13 protein-coding genes are annotated in these 16,138 nt (G+C 38.8%); 11 read left to right on the top strand and 2 right to left on the bottom strand.

The window, feature by feature from the left end:
* From sucD to lpdA, 4 genes are all read left to right on the top strand, one after another.
* Entirely contained in the window at positions 1-903 is a 903-nt protein-coding gene (sucD, locus tag HWV54_RS03880) for a succinate--CoA ligase subunit alpha (protein WP_005866529.1), read from the top strand.
* 155 nt (positions 904-1,058) lie between these two features.
* The gene (locus HWV54_RS03875; RefSeq protein WP_005866531.1) at positions 1,059-4,058 is read left to right on the top strand and encodes a 2-oxoglutarate dehydrogenase E1 component; all 3,000 of its coding nucleotides are present in this window, start codon (positions 1,059-1,061) and stop codon (positions 4,056-4,058) included.
* Between the two features lie 32 nt (positions 4,059-4,090).
* The gene (odhB, locus tag HWV54_RS03870) at positions 4,091-5,323 is read left to right on the top strand and encodes a 2-oxoglutarate dehydrogenase complex dihydrolipoyllysine-residue succinyltransferase (RefSeq protein WP_005866534.1); all 1,233 of its coding nucleotides are present in this window, start codon (positions 4,091-4,093) and stop codon (positions 5,321-5,323) included.
* A gap of 32 nt (positions 5,324-5,355) precedes the next feature.
* The gene (lpdA, locus tag HWV54_RS03865) at positions 5,356-6,762 is read left to right on the top strand and encodes a dihydrolipoyl dehydrogenase (RefSeq protein WP_005866536.1); all 1,407 of its coding nucleotides are present in this window, start codon (positions 5,356-5,358) and stop codon (positions 6,760-6,762) included.
* 144 nt (positions 6,763-6,906) lie between these two features.
* Here lpdA and HWV54_RS03860 read toward each other — a convergent pair whose 3' ends face one another.
* Together HWV54_RS03860 and HWV54_RS03855 are read right to left on the bottom strand one after the other, a co-directional pair.
* Entirely contained in the window at positions 6,907-8,145 is a 1,239-nt protein-coding gene (locus HWV54_RS03860) for a saccharopine dehydrogenase family protein (RefSeq protein WP_005866538.1), read from the bottom strand.
* A gap of 58 nt (positions 8,146-8,203) precedes the next feature.
* Positions 8,204-9,301, bottom strand: coding sequence for a carboxynorspermidine decarboxylase (locus HWV54_RS03855; RefSeq protein WP_005866540.1), 1,098 nt, complete (start codon positions 9,299-9,301; stop codon positions 8,204-8,206).
* Positions 9,302-9,470: 169 nt separating this feature from the next.
* Between HWV54_RS03855 and HWV54_RS03850 the strand changes: the two genes are divergently transcribed.
* The 7 genes from HWV54_RS03850 (at position 9,471) to mnhG (ending at position 16,131) form a co-directional block, all read left to right on the top strand.
* The gene (locus tag HWV54_RS03850) at positions 9,471-9,932 is read left to right on the top strand and encodes a BA14K family protein (RefSeq protein WP_005866542.1); all 462 of its coding nucleotides are present in this window, start codon (positions 9,471-9,473) and stop codon (positions 9,930-9,932) included.
* A 186-nt stretch (positions 9,933-10,118) separates the two neighbouring features.
* Positions 10,119-13,040 (top strand): monovalent cation/H+ antiporter subunit A, encoded by a 2,922-nt coding sequence (locus HWV54_RS03845; RefSeq protein ID WP_005866544.1) that lies wholly within the window; start codon positions 10,119-10,121, stop codon positions 13,038-13,040.
* Positions 13,040-13,381 (top strand): Na+/H+ antiporter subunit C, encoded by a 342-nt coding sequence (locus HWV54_RS03840; protein WP_005866546.1) that lies wholly within the window; start codon positions 13,040-13,042, stop codon positions 13,379-13,381. Before HWV54_RS03845 ends, HWV54_RS03840 begins: the two co-directional genes overlap by 1 nt.
* Positions 13,381-15,000, top strand: a complete 1,620-nt coding sequence (locus HWV54_RS03835; protein WP_005866548.1) for a monovalent cation/H+ antiporter subunit D — start codon at positions 13,381-13,383, stop codon at positions 14,998-15,000. Before HWV54_RS03840 ends, HWV54_RS03835 begins: the two co-directional genes overlap by 1 nt.
* Positions 15,000-15,485 carry a Na+/H+ antiporter subunit E gene (locus tag HWV54_RS03830; RefSeq protein ID WP_005866549.1) on the top strand — a complete coding sequence of 162 codons (486 nt, stop codon included), beginning with the start codon at positions 15,000-15,002 and terminating at the stop codon, positions 15,483-15,485. The genes HWV54_RS03835 and HWV54_RS03830 overlap by 1 nt, the downstream gene beginning before the upstream one ends.
* Positions 15,482-15,763 carry a K+/H+ antiporter subunit F gene (locus HWV54_RS03825; protein WP_005866550.1) on the top strand — a complete coding sequence of 94 codons (282 nt, stop codon included), beginning with the start codon at positions 15,482-15,484 and terminating at the stop codon, positions 15,761-15,763. The genes HWV54_RS03830 and HWV54_RS03825 overlap by 4 nt, the downstream gene beginning before the upstream one ends.
* Positions 15,760-16,131, top strand: coding sequence for a monovalent cation/H(+) antiporter subunit G (gene mnhG / locus HWV54_RS03820; RefSeq protein ID WP_005866551.1), 372 nt, complete (start codon positions 15,760-15,762; stop codon positions 16,129-16,131). The genes HWV54_RS03825 and mnhG overlap by 4 nt, the downstream gene beginning before the upstream one ends.
* The last annotated feature ends 7 nt before the right edge of the window (positions 16,132-16,138 follow it).

The raw sequence follows: 16,138 nt of genomic DNA, 5'->3' as shown, positions 1-16,138 counted from the left end.
ATGTCGATTCTTGTGAATAAAGATACAAAAGTTCTGGTTCAAGGGCTTACAGGAAAAACAGGAACATTTCATACAGAACAGGCGCTTGCTTATTATGGTACGCAAATGGTTGGTGGTGTCAATCCTAAAAAGGGTGGTGAGAAATGGGAAAGTGCAAAAGGTGAAACTCTTCCCATTTTTGCCAGCGTTGCAGAAGGAAAAGAAAAAACAGGCGCTGATGCTTCAGTTATTTATGTTCCTCCTGCGGGAGCGGCAGCAGCTATTACAGAAGCTATTGAGGCTGAGATCCGTTTGATTATCTGTATTACGGAAGGTATTCCTGTTATGGATATGGTTGGAGTCAAGGCAAAATTAGAAAAATCAAAATCACGTCTTATCGGTCCTAATTGTCCTGGTGTTCTCACTCCAAATGAATGTAAGATCGGTATTATGCCAGGTTCTATTTTTAGAAAAGGCTCGGTTGGGGTTGTTTCACGGTCAGGAACTTTAACGTATGAAGCAGTCTTTCAAACAAGTCATGAAGGTCTTGGACAGACCACAGCTATTGGTATTGGTGGTGATCCTGTTAAGGGTACCGAATTTGTTGATGTGTTGGAAATGTTTTTAGCAGATGATGCAACCCAGTCTATTGTTATGATTGGTGAAATTGGTGGTTGTGCTGAAGAAGAAGCAGCGCAGTTTCTCCAGGATGAGGCAAGAAAAGGTCGTAAAAAACCGGTGGTTGGATTTATTGCTGGTCGTACAGCTCCTCCAGGACGTACAATGGGGCATGCTGGTGCTGTTATCTCTGGTGGAAAAGGTGGGGCAGAAGATAAAATTGCTGCAATGGAGGCAGCCGGGATTCGGGTTTCTCCTTCTCCATCACAGATAGGCAAGACCTTGATGTCGGTTTTGAAGGGGTAAAAGAAGACTTCATCTGAATAAGAATGTATCCTTATTCAAATGAAGCGTTAGATGTAAAAGGTGAGCTTTTTTGATTTTCTGGTCTTCGTTTTTTTATAAACGTTTAAGATTGGAAAAAGATACAAGGAGACGGAATAAATGTTCCGGAGAAGCATATGGCAAGGCAGGACGAGATAAATAGTCTTTTTGCACAAACGTCTTTTCTGTATGGTGGAAATGCGGATTATATAAATCAGCTCTATGCCGAATATGAAAAAGACCCTACTAGTGTGGATTCACAGTGGCGTATTTTTTTTGAAAACCTTGATGATAAAAAAGAAGATGTTCTCAAAAACGCTGAAGGCGCGACATGGAAACATGAACACTGGCCATTAAAGGCAAATGGGGAATTGGTTTCTGCTCTCGATGGTGATTGGTCTGTTCTTGAAAAAAATCTTGCTGATAAGATAAAGGAAAAAGTAGTCACGAATGCTACGAAAGAGGGAAAGATTTCTAGCGAACAGGATATTATTCAAGCAACACGTGATTCTATTCGTGCACTCATGATGATTCGTGCTTTTCGAGCTCGTGGACACCTTCATGCACGGCTTGATCCTCTTCAATTGGCAGAAAAATTGGAAGATTACAAAGAACTCTCTCCAGAAGCTTATGGTTTTACTTCTACTGATTATGAGCGTCCAATTTTTATTGATAATGTTTTAGGATTAGAATATGCAACTATTCCTCAGATGCTTGAAATTCTCAATCGTACCTATTGTTCAACAATTGGTGTGGAGTATATGCATATTTCTGATCCTGCTCAAAAAGCATGGCTTCAAGAGCGTATTGAAGGACCAGATAATCGAATTTCTTTCACACCACAAAACAAGAAAGCTATCCTTAATAAGCTTATAGAGGCGGAAGGATTTGAACAGTTTTTAGATACAAAATATAAAGGAACAAAGCGTTTTGGTATTGATGGTGGTGAAGCATTGATTCCTGCTCTTGAACAAATTATTAGATGTAGTAGTGTTTTAGGAGTGCAGGAAGTTGTTTTAGGAATGGCTCATCGTGGTCGTTTAAATGTTCTTTCACAAGTTCTTGCTAAGCCACATAGAGCTATTTTTCATGAATTTAAAGGAGGATCTTATAAGCCTGATGATGTAGAGGGGTCTGGTGATGTAAAATATCATTTGGGAACTTCAGCGGATCTTGAATTTGATGGTAAAAAAATTCATTTATCACTCTTGGCAAATCCATCTCATCTTGAGATTGTTGATCCAGTTGTTATTGGAAAGACACGTGCTAAACAGGATCAACTTGTGGGGCCTATGCGCACTGATGCACTTCCGTTAAAAGAGCGTTCAAAAGTTTTACCTTTGCTCATTCATGGTGATGCTGCTTTTGCAGGGCAAGGTGTTATTCAAGAAACTTTTGGTCTTTCAGGTTTAAAAGGTTATCGCGTTGCAGGTTCTGTTCATGTGATTATAAATAATCAAATTGGATTTACAACTGATCCACGCTTTTCGCGTTCTTCACCTTATCCATCTGATGTAGCAAAGATGATCGATGCGCCAATTTTTCATGTAAATGGTGATGATCCTGAAGCTGTTGTTTTTGTTTCAAAAGTAGCAACGGAATTTCGTCAAATTTTCCATAAACCAGTGGTAATTGATATGTTTTGTTATCGTCGTTATGGACATAATGAAGGCGATGAGCCTTCTTTTACACAGCCACTTATGTATAAGGCTATTCGTAACCACAAAACGACTCTTCAGCTTTATGGTGATCAGTTGATAGCAGAAGGAGTGATTTCTTTAGAAGAGATTGAACAGCAAAAAAAACTGTGGCGTGATAAACTTGAAGCTGAATTTGAAGCGAGTGCTACTTATAAACCCAATAAGGCTGATTGGCTTGATGGAAGCTGGACAGGTCTTAAAGTTGCTAGTAATGCTGATGAAAAACGTTCTGGAGCTACGGGTATTGAGCTAAAAACGTTGAAGGAAATTGGCCAAAAGCTTGTTGAAATTCCAACAGATTTTCATGTTCATAAAACTATTCAACGTTTCTTGAGCAACCGTGCTAAAATGTTTGAAACTGGTGAAGGAATTGACTGGGCAACAGCCGAAGCTTTAGCTTTTGGTTCGTTATGTTTAGAAGGGTCGCCAGTTCGTCTTTCTGGTGAAGATGTTGAACGCGGAACCTTTTCGCAACGTCATTCGGTTCTTTATGATCAAGAGAATGAATCTCGTTATATCCCTTTGAATCATTTGCAGAAAGGGCAGGCACTTTATGAAGTTGTAAATTCTATGCTTTCTGAAGAAGCAGTTCTTGGCTTTGAATACGGGTATTCGCTTGCTGAACCACGTGGTTTGACTCTTTGGGAAGCCCAGTTTGGTGATTTTTCCAATGGCGCACAGGTCATTTTTGATCAATTTATTTCTTCTGCGGAACGTAAATGGCTTCGTATGTCTGGTCTTGTGTGCTTGTTACCTCACGGTTTTGAGGGGCAAGGTCCAGAGCATTCTTCGGCACGTTTAGAGCGTTTTCTTCAACTTTGTGCAGAAGATAATATGCAGGTTGCTAATTGTACAACGCCTGCAAATTATTTTCATATTTTGCGTCGACAAATTAAACGTGATTTTCGTAAGCCATTAATTTTGATGACACCAAAATCACTCTTGCGTCATAAAAGGGCTATTTCTTTTCTCAATGAAATGGGACCGGACACCCGTTTTCACCGTTTGTTGCTTGATGATGCAGAATGCCTCAAAGATTCTATTATTAAATTGCAAAAAGACAATAAAATTCGCCGTATCGTTCTTTGTACGGGCAAGGTTTATTACGACCTTTATGAAGAACGCGAAAAAAGAGGTATTAATGATATTTATTTGCTTCGTGTTGAACAGCTTTATCCTTTTCCTGCGAAAGCTTTGGTGGATGTGTTGTCGCGCTTTTTGCATTCGGAAGTTCTTTGGTGTCAAGAGGAACCAAAAAACATGGGGGCTTGGTCATTTATTGAGCCTTATTTAGAATGGGTTTTGACACATATTAATGCTCAATATTCACGTGCACGTTATGCTGGGCGTCCTGCAAGTGCATCACCGGCTTCTGGATTGATGGTAAAACATTTTGAACAGCTTACTGCGTTTCTTGAAGATGCGTTAGGCTCTTAATTTATGACTACTCTGATGTATGGAAAAATATTATGACTACTGAAATTCGTGTTCCTACTTTGGGCGAATCAGTTACCGAGGCGACAATTGGTAAGTGGTTTAAAAAGCTTGGTGAAGCTGTGGCTATAGATGAACCCTTGGTTGAGTTAGAAACTGATAAGGTAACAATTGAGGTGCCTTCGCCTGTTGGGGGAAAACTGATTGAGATCATTGCGAAGGAAGGCGATACGGTTGCAGTGAACGCGCTCTTGGGGGCGGTTGAAGCTGGAGCAGTTGGTGTTGCTAAATCATCATCTTTTTCTGATCCACCTATGTCTGCTGCTTCATTTGGGTTGAAGCAGTCTTCTTCAAGCGATACAGTGCCTCCTGCACCTTCAGCGGCAAAGTTGATGGCAGAAAATAATATTGCAAAAAATGATATCTTAGGTTCTGGAAAACGTGAACAAATTCTCAAAGAAGATGTTTTAAGTGTATTAACGCAAAGAATAAAGGCTCCTACCTCAACGGCTTTTACAGCTAGCTCTGCTTCTGTAGCCAGCTCTTCGGATACTTCTTCCGTCTCGGAAATACGTGAGGAGCGGGTTCGTATGACGAAATTGCGTCAAACGATTGCTCGTCGTCTTAAAGATGCGCAGAATACAGCGGCAATGTTAACCACATTTAATGAGGTTGATATGTCTGCGGTAATGGATTTGCGCAAGCGTTATAAGGATCTTTTTGAAAAGAAGCATGGTGTTAAGCTTGGTTTTATGGGATTTTTTACCAAGGCTGTTTGCCATGCATTAAAAGAACTTCCTGCTGTTAATGCAGAAATTGATGGAACAGATATTGTTTACAAAAACTATGTCAATGCTGGCATTGCTGTTGGAACGGATAAAGGGCTTGTTGTTCCGGTAGTTCGTGATGCAGATCAGATGTCGCTTGCAGAAATTGAAAAGGAAATTGGCCGTCTAGGTCGTCTCGCTCGTGATGGAAAATTAGCGGTTTCTGATATGCTAGGCGGAACTTTTACCATTACCAATGGAGGTGTTTATGGATCATTAATGTCGACACCGATTTTGAATGCACCACAGTCTGGTATCTTGGGGATGCACGCAATTAAAGAACGGGCAATGGTTATTGGGGGCCAAATTATGATTCGTCCTATGATGTATTTAGCACTTTCTTATGATCACCGTATTGTCGATGGGCAAGAAGCAGTGACTTTCCTCGTACGTGTTAAGGAAAGTTTGGAAGATCCAGAACGTCTTGTTCTTGACTTGTAAAAGTGCAGTTTTCGGGATGAAAGGAAAAACGAATGTCTTATGATGTGGTGGTGATCGGTGCTGGTCCAGGGGGATATGTAGCAGCAATCAAAGCAGCGCAATTGGGACTTAAAACAGCGATTATTGAAAAGCGTACAACATTAGGAGGCACATGTCTCAATGTTGGTTGTATTCCTTCTAAAGCATTGTTGCATGCTTCAGAAGTGTTTGCTGAAACGCAACACGGTTTTGAAACGCTTGGTATTTCTATTGTAAAATCTAAGCTTAATCTTGAGCAAATGATGGCACATAAGAAAGCTGTTGTAACTGCGAATACGAGTGGCGTTTCTTTTTTGATGAAAAAGAATAAAATTGATACTTTTTTTGGTACAGCCAAAATTTTAGGTGTAGGGCAAATTGAAGTTATGGCTAGAGATGGTAATAAACAAACGATTACCACAAAGAATATTATTATTGCTACTGGCTCTGAGAATTCTGGTATTCCGGGTGTGAATGTTGAAATTGATGAAAAGACTGTTGTGTCTTCTACTGGAGCACTTGCACTTGAAAAAGTACCAACCCGCATGGTTGTGGTTGGCGCTGGTGTCATTGGTTCAGAGCTTGGTTCAGTTTGGAGCCGTTTAGGTGCTAAAGTTACCATTATTGAATATCTTAATAAAGTTTTGGGATCAATGGATGGTGAAGTTTCACTGCAATTTCAGAAATTAATGGAAAAACAGGGAATAGAATATAAAACAGGTACAAAAGTAACGGCTATTACGCGGTCTGATTCAATTGCTCAGGTGACTTTTGAAGCCGTTAAAGGTGGTGCATCTGAAACTCTAGAGGCTGATGTTGTGCTCATTGCCACTGGACGTTCTCCATATACAGAAGATCTTGGTTTAGAGGAGGCTGGTGTTCAGTTGGATGAACGTGGCTTTATTGCAATTGATGCCCATTGGCAAACTAATATTCCAGGAATTTATGCTATTGGTGATGTTGTTAAAGGGCCAATGTTAGCACATAAGGCAGAGGAAGAAGGCATTGCTGTGGCCGAAATTTTGGCAGGTCAAAAAGGACATGTTAATTTTAATGTTATTCCTAGTGTTGTTTATACACAGCCGGAAATTGCTAGTGTAGGTAAGACAGAAGAAGAGCTGAAAGCTGCTGGAATTGATTATAATGTTGGAAAGTTTCCTTTTATGGCCAATGGTCGTGCACGCGCAATGCAAAAAAGTGATGGGTTTGTTAAGATTCTTGCCGATAAAAAAACAGATCGGGTTTTGGGCGGGCATATTCTTGGGTTTGGTGCTGGTGAAATGATTCATGAAATTGCAGTTTTGATGGAATTTGGTGGTTCATCAGAAGATTTGGGGCGTTGTTGTCATGCGCACCCTACTTTATCAGAAGCAGTGCGGGAAGCAGCTTTGGCAACATTTGCTAAACCGCTTCATGTCTAGAGAAGCTTTTTAGCGTTCTCTAATGCTGCTTCAGGAAGTAGGGGGATGTATTTTATTTTTACTATTTGATAGGTTGTATATTTTAAAAAATCGCCTTTTTTAAAGGCGATTTTTTGTACCTTTTATTTTATATAAAGAATAAACTCAAAACTGTAATTTTTTCTCTTCTTGTTGTTCTCTTATGCAAGTGGAAAGTCCCATATGATCGAGATATTTGAGGAAGGGAAGCGGTGGTAATTCTTCCACGTTGACCATGGTTTTCACGTCCCATTTGCCAGTAGCAATGAGAATGGCAGCAGCTGCTGCTGGTACACCCGCTGTATAGGAAATGCCTTGTGCGCCAGTTTCATTAAAAGCCTGTTTGTGATCAGCTATATTATAAATAAAAATCTCTCTTGGTTTTCCATTTTTTTCACCTTTAATAAGGTCTCCAATACAAGTTTTCCCTGTATAATCAGGCGCTAAAGAAGCTGGATCGGGTAAAACAGCTTTCACGACTTTTAAGGGAACGACTTCTTGTCCTTCTGCTGTTTTAATTGGTTGTTCGGATAAAAGTCCGAGATTTTTCAAAACAGTAAAAACGGTTATATAACGTTCACCAAAACCCATCCAGAAGCGAATGTTTTGAACATCAAGATTTTGGGATAATGAATGAATCTCATCATGTCCGGTCATATAAGCTTTTTGTTTTCCAACAACAGGGAGATCCCACTCATGGCTGACTTCAAACATTTGATTAGAGGTCCATTTTTTATTTTGCCATGACCATACCTGGCCTGTAAATTCTCGAAAGTTAATTTCTGGATCAAAATTAGTGGCAAACCAACGATTATGTTTTCCGGCATTAATATCAATGATATCAATATCGGTGATTGTATCAAAATAATCGTTATGCGCTAATGCTGCATAAGCATTAACAACGCCCGGATCAAAACCTGCTCCTAAAATGGCAGTTATACCAACTTTTTCACATTCTTTACGTCGAGGCCATTCGTAATTGCTATACCAGGGAGGTGTTTCACAAATTTTTAACGGATCTTCATGAATTGCGGTGTCTATATAAGCGCACTTGGTTTCGATACAAGCTGAAAGAACAGACATATTAAGAAAAGAAGAACCAACGTTAATAACAATTTCGCATTTGGTTTTTTGGATAAGTTGTACAGTTTCTGCAACATCCATTGCATTAAGTGTATGGCTTTTGATAATGCCTTCTACTTTCATTGCTTTTTTGTTTTTAATTGATGTAATAATTGCTTCACATTTTTTGAGTGTCCGTGAAGCGATATGAATATCACCGAGAATATCGTTGTTTTGGGCGCATTTATGAGCAACAACTTGTGCAACACCTCCAGCACCAATAATGAGAACATTTTTCTTCATTTGGGGATTATCTCCTTGATTAATATTGCCGCATGATGATTTTTTTATGTCATTTGGATTATGAAAGGCTTTCTTTATAATCCTTGTAGCTAAATTGGCGTTGAATTGTTAGCGCTCCACTGCACTCTTTTATGACAATAGCAGGCATGGCAACACCATTAAACCAGTTCTTTTTGACCATTGTATAGCCTGCAGCGTTTTGAAAAGATAATCTATCACCTATTTTAAGGATTTCAGGGAACTGAAATGTTCCAAAAATATCACCAGCAAGACAAGATTTTCCGCAAACCATAATTTCATGAGGACCTTTATTAGGTTTCAATTTGGCATCTTCACGATAAATTAAAAGATCAAGCATATGAGCTTCTGTTGAACTATCAACAATAGCAAGGTTTTTTTCATTATACAATGTATCAAGCACACTTACTTCTAATGTAGTACTGTTAGTGATGGCCGCTTCTCCTGGCTCTAAAAAAATAGTGACATCGTAGGTTTGAGAGAAATTTTTTAGACGTTCTGCAAACGCTTTTAGAGGATAATTTTCAGCTGTAAAATGAATTCCACCGCCAAGACTAATCCAGTCAATTGCCGTAAAGAGTTCTGCAAATTTTTCTTCCATATGATTAAGCATTTTGTTGAAAAGATTAAAATCAGCATTTTCACAATTATTATGGATCATCAAGCCATTGATGAGTGGCAAAATTTCTTTAATAGCATCTTGATTGGTTTCACCTAAGCGGCTAAAGGGTCGAGAGGGATTTGCAAGATCAAAATTTGATGCGCTGATTCCTGGATTTAATCTTAAACCCCGTTGAATAGTTTTGGTAGCATTGGCAAAACGTTGAAGTTGTTGGATTGAATTAAAAATGATTTTATCTGCATAGCCACAGACCTCATCAATTTCATTATCCGCCCAGGCAACTGAATAAGCGTGGGTTTCTTTGCCAAATTTTTCTCTGCCTAAACGCAATTCATACAGGGAAGATGATGTAGTTCCGTCCATATATTCGGACATTAAATCAAAAAGACTCCATGTAGAAAAACATTTCAAAGCTAATAAAATTTTTGCTCCCGACATTTTTCGTAAGCGAGTGATGATTTCCATATTCCTTATGAGTTTAGATTTATCGATAAGATAATAGGGAGTTCTAATCATTGTTTACCCATTCTTTTTTAAGGATCTTATTCTTGAGATCGACGTTTAGTACATGGAGTAGCAGAATGTCTCAAGCGAAAAAAATCGTAGATAGAGAATCTGTTTTCATTTCGTGATGGAGAAATTGTCTGTAATTCAATTTTGGTTTAGTTATTGTGAGATTTGTGTTATGCCTATGTTAAAGAGTTTGTATTATGCTTTGGTTATCGCGTTCATTGGCAGTGTTTTCATAATAGTAAGCAATTTCACTGGTTCTGCGCAAAAAAGTAATACTGAAGTTAGGATATTTCATCAATCTTCTGTTCCAGAGAATTGGGTCCCTTTGGTTGTTACAGGACGTAAGGAACTTAATGGATTCAAAGGTTATCGCCATTATCGGCGTGGTTATCGTAAATATAGTGATAATTGGTGGTATCCTGAAGTGGCATTCCTTGCAGTTTCAGGTTTAGACGCAAAACATATACCATTAAAAGCGGTATCAGCTTCTTTAGAGAAAAAAGAACCATGGATGTTCAAACAACATATTGATTCTTGTCATGCTCGTTATCGTTCTTACAATGAACATGATAATAGTTATCAACCTTTTCATGGGTCGCGTAGGCAGTGTTTTTCTCAATTTTTTAAGGGATAAAAAGGTGAAAAATTTTTAAAACACTTTTGTATCGAGCAATTTTTTCGTGCAGTGGTTGTTTTATGAAAATTTTAAATACTTTTAAGTTTTATTAAATCTTGTTGTTGTAAATGCAGAAATGGGGAGGGATGGTGATAATTTTATTTGTCGATGACAAAATGTTAAGGACAAGATGGAGCTTAAAGAATGGCAATACGGGAAGCAATGTTGGTATTGCTAGTTTTGCTTCCCTTTGGTGGAAGTACTATTATTGGTTTTTTTCGTTCGACAGCAAAAAATAATGAAGCATGGTTTGCTGGAATTATTGCGCTTTTCTGTCTTCTTTTTACTATAGTGCTTTATCCGGAAGTTCGTGGGAACCACGTAGTACGTTTAGATATTTCTTGGCTTCCTGAATGGGGAAGTAATTTGATTCTCCGTATGGATGGTTTGTCATGGCTTTTTTGTTTACTCATTACAGGAATTGGGCTGCTTGTTGTCGTTTATGCGCGATATTATATGGATCCGGCAGATTCTGTACCGAGGTTTTTTTCCTTTTTTTTGGCTTTTATGGGTTCAATGACAGGGCTAGTCTTATCAGGTAATCTCGTCTTTTTGGTTGTTTTCTGGGAACTCACCAGTGTTTTTTCTTTTTTGTTGATCGGTTATTGGTACCATAATGCAAGTGCACGTGAGGGTGCGCGTATGGCTTTAACTGTTACAGGTTTTGGTGGTTTTGCCCTTTTTATTGGAGTTTTATTGATTGGCCTTATCGTTGGCAGTTTTGATTTAGATAAGGTATTACAGTCTGGGGATATGATCCGATCAAATGTTCTTTATCGTCTTGTCCTTATTTGTATTTTATTGGGAGGTTTAACAAAAAGTGCACAATTTCCGTTTCATTTTTGGTTGCCCAATGCAATGGCTGCGCCAACGCCTGTATCGGCTTATTTACATTCAGCCACAATGGTGAAAGCAGGGTTGTTTTTGCTTGTTCGTTTATGGCCCGTACTCTCTGGAACAGAAACTTGGTTTTGGTTAGTTGGCTTTTCAGGACTTGCAACACTTCTGCTTGGTGCTTATTTTTCCATGTTTCAGCAAGACTTGAAAGGGTTGCTTGCTTACTCAACGATTAGTCATCTTGGATTGATTACCACGCTTTTAAGCCTTGGTAGCCCGCTTGCATGTGTTGCAGCGATCTTTCATATGGCTAATCATGCTACTTTTAAAGCCTCTTTATTTATGGCGGCAGGCATTATTGATCACGAGACAGGAACGCGTGATATGCGTAAACTGACAGGTCTTTATTGTTCTATGCCTATTACAGCAACTCTTGCTTTGGTGGCAAGTGCGGCGATGGCTGGGGTTCCTTTGTTGAATGGTTTTTTATCGAAAGAAATGTTTTTTGCTGAAGCGGTTGAAATGCATATGGAATCATGGCTTGATTGGATTGCACCTTATGTAGCGACGCTGGCTAGCCTGTTTAGTGTGACCTACTCTATACGTTTTATTCATGGTGTTTTTTTAGGAGCAAAACCTGTTAATTTACCTAAAACTCCACATGAACCACCGCATTTTATGCGTTTACCCATGGAACTTTTGGTATTTATTTGTTTGGCGGTTGGTATTTTTCCTAATTTAACAATAGGGCCTATTTTGGATAATGCAGTTATATCTGTTTTAGGGTCGAAGACAGTTCCTTATAATTTAGCTGTTTGGCATGGTGTTAATACTCCATTCATGATGAGTTTGGTGGCTTTATTAGGAGGTGGATTGCTCTATGTTGTTGGATATCGTTATTTTTTATCCTGTGATGATGGTGCCCCTTTTTTTCGTCACTTGAAAGGACCGCGTATTTTTGAACGTATTCTCGTGATTATTTCTTGGAAATGGGCACGTGCTGTGGAATCTGTTTTGTCAACACGCCGTTTGCAGATACAGTTGCATTGGATTTTTTTTGTGTGTTTTGCATTTGTTAGTCTTTTACTTTGGAGGGATGGTTTGATTTCAGTGGGGCCATTACCGCTTTTCCCACTTGATATTCCTTTTCTTGCTCTTTGGTTAGTTGGTGGATTATGTGCACTTTTAGTTGCTTGGCAAGCAAAGTTTCATCGTCTTGCATCATTGATGCTGTTAAGTGGGGCTGGTTTGATGACTTGTGCAACCTTTTTATGGCTTTCTGCGCCTGATTTAGCAATAACACAATTGGTTGTTGAAGTTGTGACAGTAGTCTTATTATTGCTTGGTTTACGGTGGTTGCCTAAACGGTTGTACAATCCTGCTCCGACTTCTGTTCATTTTTGGGTGCATTTACGCCGTATTCGTGATTTCGCTATAGCATTTGTGGGAGGTTCTGGTGTGGCGTGGCTCTCCTTTGCTATGATGACACGCCTTCAAGGTTCAACAATTTCTGACTTTTTTTTGAGGAATGCTTATTCTGGTGCTGGTGGCCGCAATGTTGTGAATGTATTATTGGTTGATTTCCGTGGTTTTGATACCATAGGAGAAATTGTCGTTTTGGGTGTTGTTTCTCTCACTGTTTTTGCTCTTTTACGACGGTTTCGTCCTGCTCCTGAAAGTATTGATGCTCCGTTTCAACAACGTGTTCAGAGAGCTTTTGATATGGCACAGTCTGATCGGAATTTGGGTGATACAGTATTAAATTATCTCACTATTCCTGCTGTTATTATGAGTTGGCTCTTTTCAGTTATTATCGTTTTTTCGATTTATTTATTTATGCGGGGGCATGATCTTCCAGGAGGTGGATTTGTTGGTGGTGTGACTTTAGCAATAGGCTTTATTTTACAATATCTTGCACGGGATATTCGTTGGGTGGAAAATCATTTGAGAGTTTTGCCTTTACGGTGGTTAGGTTTTGGCTTATTGTTGTCAGTCGCAACGGGAATGGGAGCTTGGTTCGTTGGGTATCCTTTTTTAACCTCCTTTTTTCAATATGTGCATCTTCCATTGATTGGAAAAATTCCTGTGACATCTGCTTTTTTGTTTGATTTTGGTGTGCTTTCTTTAGTTTTAGGGGCAACTGTTCTCATTTTAATTGCACTTGCACATCAGTCAATTCGGAGTTATCGCATCGGTAAGAAACCTGTTTTGAGAGAGAAGGAAAATTAATGGAAATTGTTCTTTCTTTGGGTATCGGTGTTCTTATCGGATCAGGCATTTGGCTTGTTTTGCGTCCACGTACTTTTCAGGTCATCCTTGGTTTGTCTTTGATCTCCTATGGTGTTAACCTTTTTATGTTTTCAATGAGTAGACCGCGTAGCAATGCTGCGCCAATTGTTGATCCTTCCACGGTGATTAATCCAGAAAATTACGTTGATCCTCTTCCACAGGCTTTAGTTTTAACAGCAATTGTCATCGGTTTTGCAACAACAGCTTTATTTTTAGTTATCCTGCTGGTTTCACGTGGATTAACAGGTTCAGATCATGTTGATGGACGTGAGGTGCAGTGATGATAACCGATGTGCAGCATCTTCTTATTTTTCCTATTCTCTTACCATTAATCACTGGAGCTCTCCTTCTTTTTTATGATGAACGTCGTGCAAAACTTAAGTCATTCATAAGTCTTTTTTCTGCTGGATTATTGATTATTATCGCTGTTTTATTAATGATGTTTGCTCTTAAAGTTGCGCCGGCTTCGGGCGTTTATCGACTTGGTAATTGGCCTTCTCCCTTCGGAATTGTTTTGGTGCTCGATCGTTTAAGTGCTATGATGCTTTTACTTTCCAGCTTGTTGATGTTTGCTGCGTTGGTTTTTGCACAGGCTCATTGGTGCAAAGCTGGTTCTCATTTTCAGTCATTGATGCAATTTTTTATGGTAGGAATAAATGGTGCTTTTTTGACCGGTGATTTATTCAATTTATTTGTGTTTTTTGAAGTGATGTTAACTGCTTCTTATGGGCTTGCGTTGCATGGTTCTGGTCAGTTACGTGTGCGTGCCGGGTTGCACTATGTCGTGATTAATCTTGTTGCTTCGTTTTTGTTTCTTATTGGTACAGCGCTTATTTATGGAGTCGTTGGTACCTTGAATATGGCTGATTTAGCTGTAAAAATAAAACATATAGCTTCTACGGATATTGTTTTATTCGAAATAGGTGCTGGGTTTTTGGGTGTTGCTTTTCTACTCAAAGCGGGTATGTGGCCACTTAATTTTTGGTTGATACCGACTTATAGTGCAGCAGCAGCGCCTGTTGGAGCTTCTTTTGCACTTTTGAGCAAGGTAGGTATTTATATTATTTTACGTTTAACTTTGCTATGGTTTGGCCCTGAGAGTGGTTATTTTAGTCATTTTGGTCATATGATTTTGTTTTATGGTGGGCTTGCCACCATGGTTTTTGGTTTTATTGGGATCTTAGCTAGTCAAGTTTTAGCACGTTTGGCAGCTTATAGCGTTCTTGTTTCTTCTGGTACATTATTGTCAGCCATCGGGATTGGTAATACAGCACTAACAGCAGGTGCACTCTTTTATATTATTTCGTCAACTTTAGCACTTGGTGCTTTTTTTCTTCTGGTGGAGCTTGTTGAACGCTGTCAAGATGTAGCGGCTAATATTTTAACTGTTACAATGGAAGTGTATGGTGACGATGAAGAGGAGGAAGAAGAGGTGGTTGGTACTTATTTACCAGTAACCTTAGCAATTCTTGGAGGATGTTTTGGTATCTGTGCTATTTTAATTATTGGATTGCCACCTTTTTCTGGTTTCGTTGCTAAATTTATGATGTTCATGGCAGTTTTAAATCACACTAAGGGGGATTGGTCTGCTTCGCTACCAGTTTACCAGAATTGGATTTTTGTGATTTTTGTTACGTTATCTGGTTTTGCGACTTTAATTGCTCTGACACGAACGGGAATTCGAACTTTTTGGGTTTCCCTTGAAGGTAGGGTACCGCGTGTGCAGGTGATTGAATTTGCTCCTATCGCAGTTCTTCTTGCTGTTTGCTTTCTTATAACAATTATAGCCGGTCCTATTAGCCATTATATGTCTGAAACAGCTAACGTTTTGTATAATCCTCAAAACTATATTGGAAGCGTTTTAGATGATTTTTCTCTGGAAAATAGAGGAATCAATTGATGAATTATTTTTGTCCTTTCCCTTTTTTCAGTGCTGCAATTGTTTTTATGTGGTTGGCCTTAAGTGGTTTTAGTTTGGGCCAATTGCTTTTAGGAATTATAATTGCTTTGTTTAGTGGCTGGATAATGCGGTTTCTTGAACCGGAAAAGGTCACTATTAAAAGTTGGCGTGCAGTTTTTCTTCTGATTTTTCGTGTATTTATCGATTCTATAATTTCCAATGTTTCGGTGGCTTGCTTTGTTTTAACTAAAAGGTTTCAGAAACAGCAGTCCGGTTTTATTGTAGTGCCCATTTTGCTTGAGAGTCGTACCGCTTTAGCTGTTTTAGCATGCATCCTTTCTGTTACTCCAGGAACTATTTGGGTTGCTTATAATAGAAAAAATGGTGAGCTTTTACTTCATGTTTTAAATTTTAAAAATGGATTTAATTACCAACAGGTGATCAAACAACGCTATGAGCAGTTGCTTTTGGAGATTTTCTCATGAGTATGATAATTCTTTATTGGGGGATTTCTCTTTCACAGTTTTTTTTAAGTTTGGCAATGATTTTGGCGTTGTTTCGATTAATTCGTGGTCCACGGGCCCAGGATCGAATTGTAGGGTTGGATGCTCTTTATGTAACTTCTATTCTTTTGTTTCTTACATTTGATATTCGTTCAGGGACAACCATTTATTTCGTTGTGCCTCTTATTATTGGGCTGTTAGGTCCTGTATCAAGTATTGCTCTGGCAAAATTTTTAATGCGTGGAGAAATTATTGAATGAAAGATGATATATCGCTTGTAGCTGCTATTGCTGTCACAGTTTTTTTAATATTAGGGTCTGGTCTCACATTGATTGGAACAATAGGATTGGTACGTCTTTCGAGTTTTTATAAGCGTTTGCACATGCTTTCATTAAGTACGAGTTGGGGAGCTGGAAGTATTCTCATTTCTTCGTTTCTTTATTCTATTTTTGTGGATCATCATTTTGTATTTCATGAAATATTATTGATGATTTTTTTATTCGTAACAATACCGGTGGCTTCTATGCTGATATCACAGGCAGCAGCTTATCGACACCATTCAGAAAACACATTAGAAAAACCGCTGGCTCTTTTGTCCCAGAAAACAAAAGAACAACCTCCACATTAGAAGAAAT

Source organism: Bartonella alsatica (assembly GCF_013388295.1).
Taxonomy (GTDB): Bacteria; Pseudomonadota; Alphaproteobacteria; order Rhizobiales; family Rhizobiaceae; genus Bartonella; species Bartonella alsatica.
Note: the sequence above shows the minus strand (reverse complement) of the source record. Positions and strands in the feature narration are given on the sequence as shown.

Excerpts from the sequence above, each read along its gene's own strand:
- HWV54_RS03855 (WP_005866540.1), bottom strand. The coding sequence starts at position 9,301 with ATGATTAGAACTCCCTATTATCTTATCGATAAATCTAAACTCATAAGG.
- sucD (WP_005866529.1), top strand. The coding sequence starts at position 1 with ATGTCGATTCTTGTGAATAAAGATACAAAAGTTCTGGTTCAAGGGCTT.
- HWV54_RS03850 (WP_005866542.1), top strand. The coding sequence starts at position 9,471 with ATGCCTATGTTAAAGAGTTTGTATTATGCTTTGGTTATCGCGTTCATT.
- HWV54_RS03860 (WP_005866538.1), bottom strand. The coding sequence starts at position 8,145 with ATGAAGAAAAATGTTCTCATTATTGGTGCTGGAGGTGTTGCACAAGTT.
- mnhG (WP_005866551.1), top strand. The coding sequence starts at position 15,760 with ATGAAAGATGATATATCGCTTGTAGCTGCTATTGCTGTCACAGTTTTT.
- HWV54_RS03830 (WP_005866549.1), top strand. The coding sequence starts at position 15,000 with ATGAATTATTTTTGTCCTTTCCCTTTTTTCAGTGCTGCAATTGTTTTT.
- HWV54_RS03875 (WP_005866531.1), top strand. The coding sequence starts at position 1,059 with ATGGCAAGGCAGGACGAGATAAATAGTCTTTTTGCACAAACGTCTTTT.
- HWV54_RS03835 (WP_005866548.1), top strand. The coding sequence starts at position 13,381 with ATGATAACCGATGTGCAGCATCTTCTTATTTTTCCTATTCTCTTACCA.
- HWV54_RS03845 (WP_005866544.1), top strand. The coding sequence starts at position 10,119 with ATGGCAATACGGGAAGCAATGTTGGTATTGCTAGTTTTGCTTCCCTTT.
- odhB (WP_005866534.1), top strand. The coding sequence starts at position 4,091 with ATGACTACTGAAATTCGTGTTCCTACTTTGGGCGAATCAGTTACCGAG.
- HWV54_RS03825 (WP_005866550.1), top strand. The coding sequence starts at position 15,482 with ATGAGTATGATAATTCTTTATTGGGGGATTTCTCTTTCACAGTTTTTT.
- HWV54_RS03840 (WP_005866546.1), top strand. The coding sequence starts at position 13,040 with ATGGAAATTGTTCTTTCTTTGGGTATCGGTGTTCTTATCGGATCAGGC.
- lpdA (WP_005866536.1), top strand. The coding sequence starts at position 5,356 with ATGTCTTATGATGTGGTGGTGATCGGTGCTGGTCCAGGGGGATATGTA.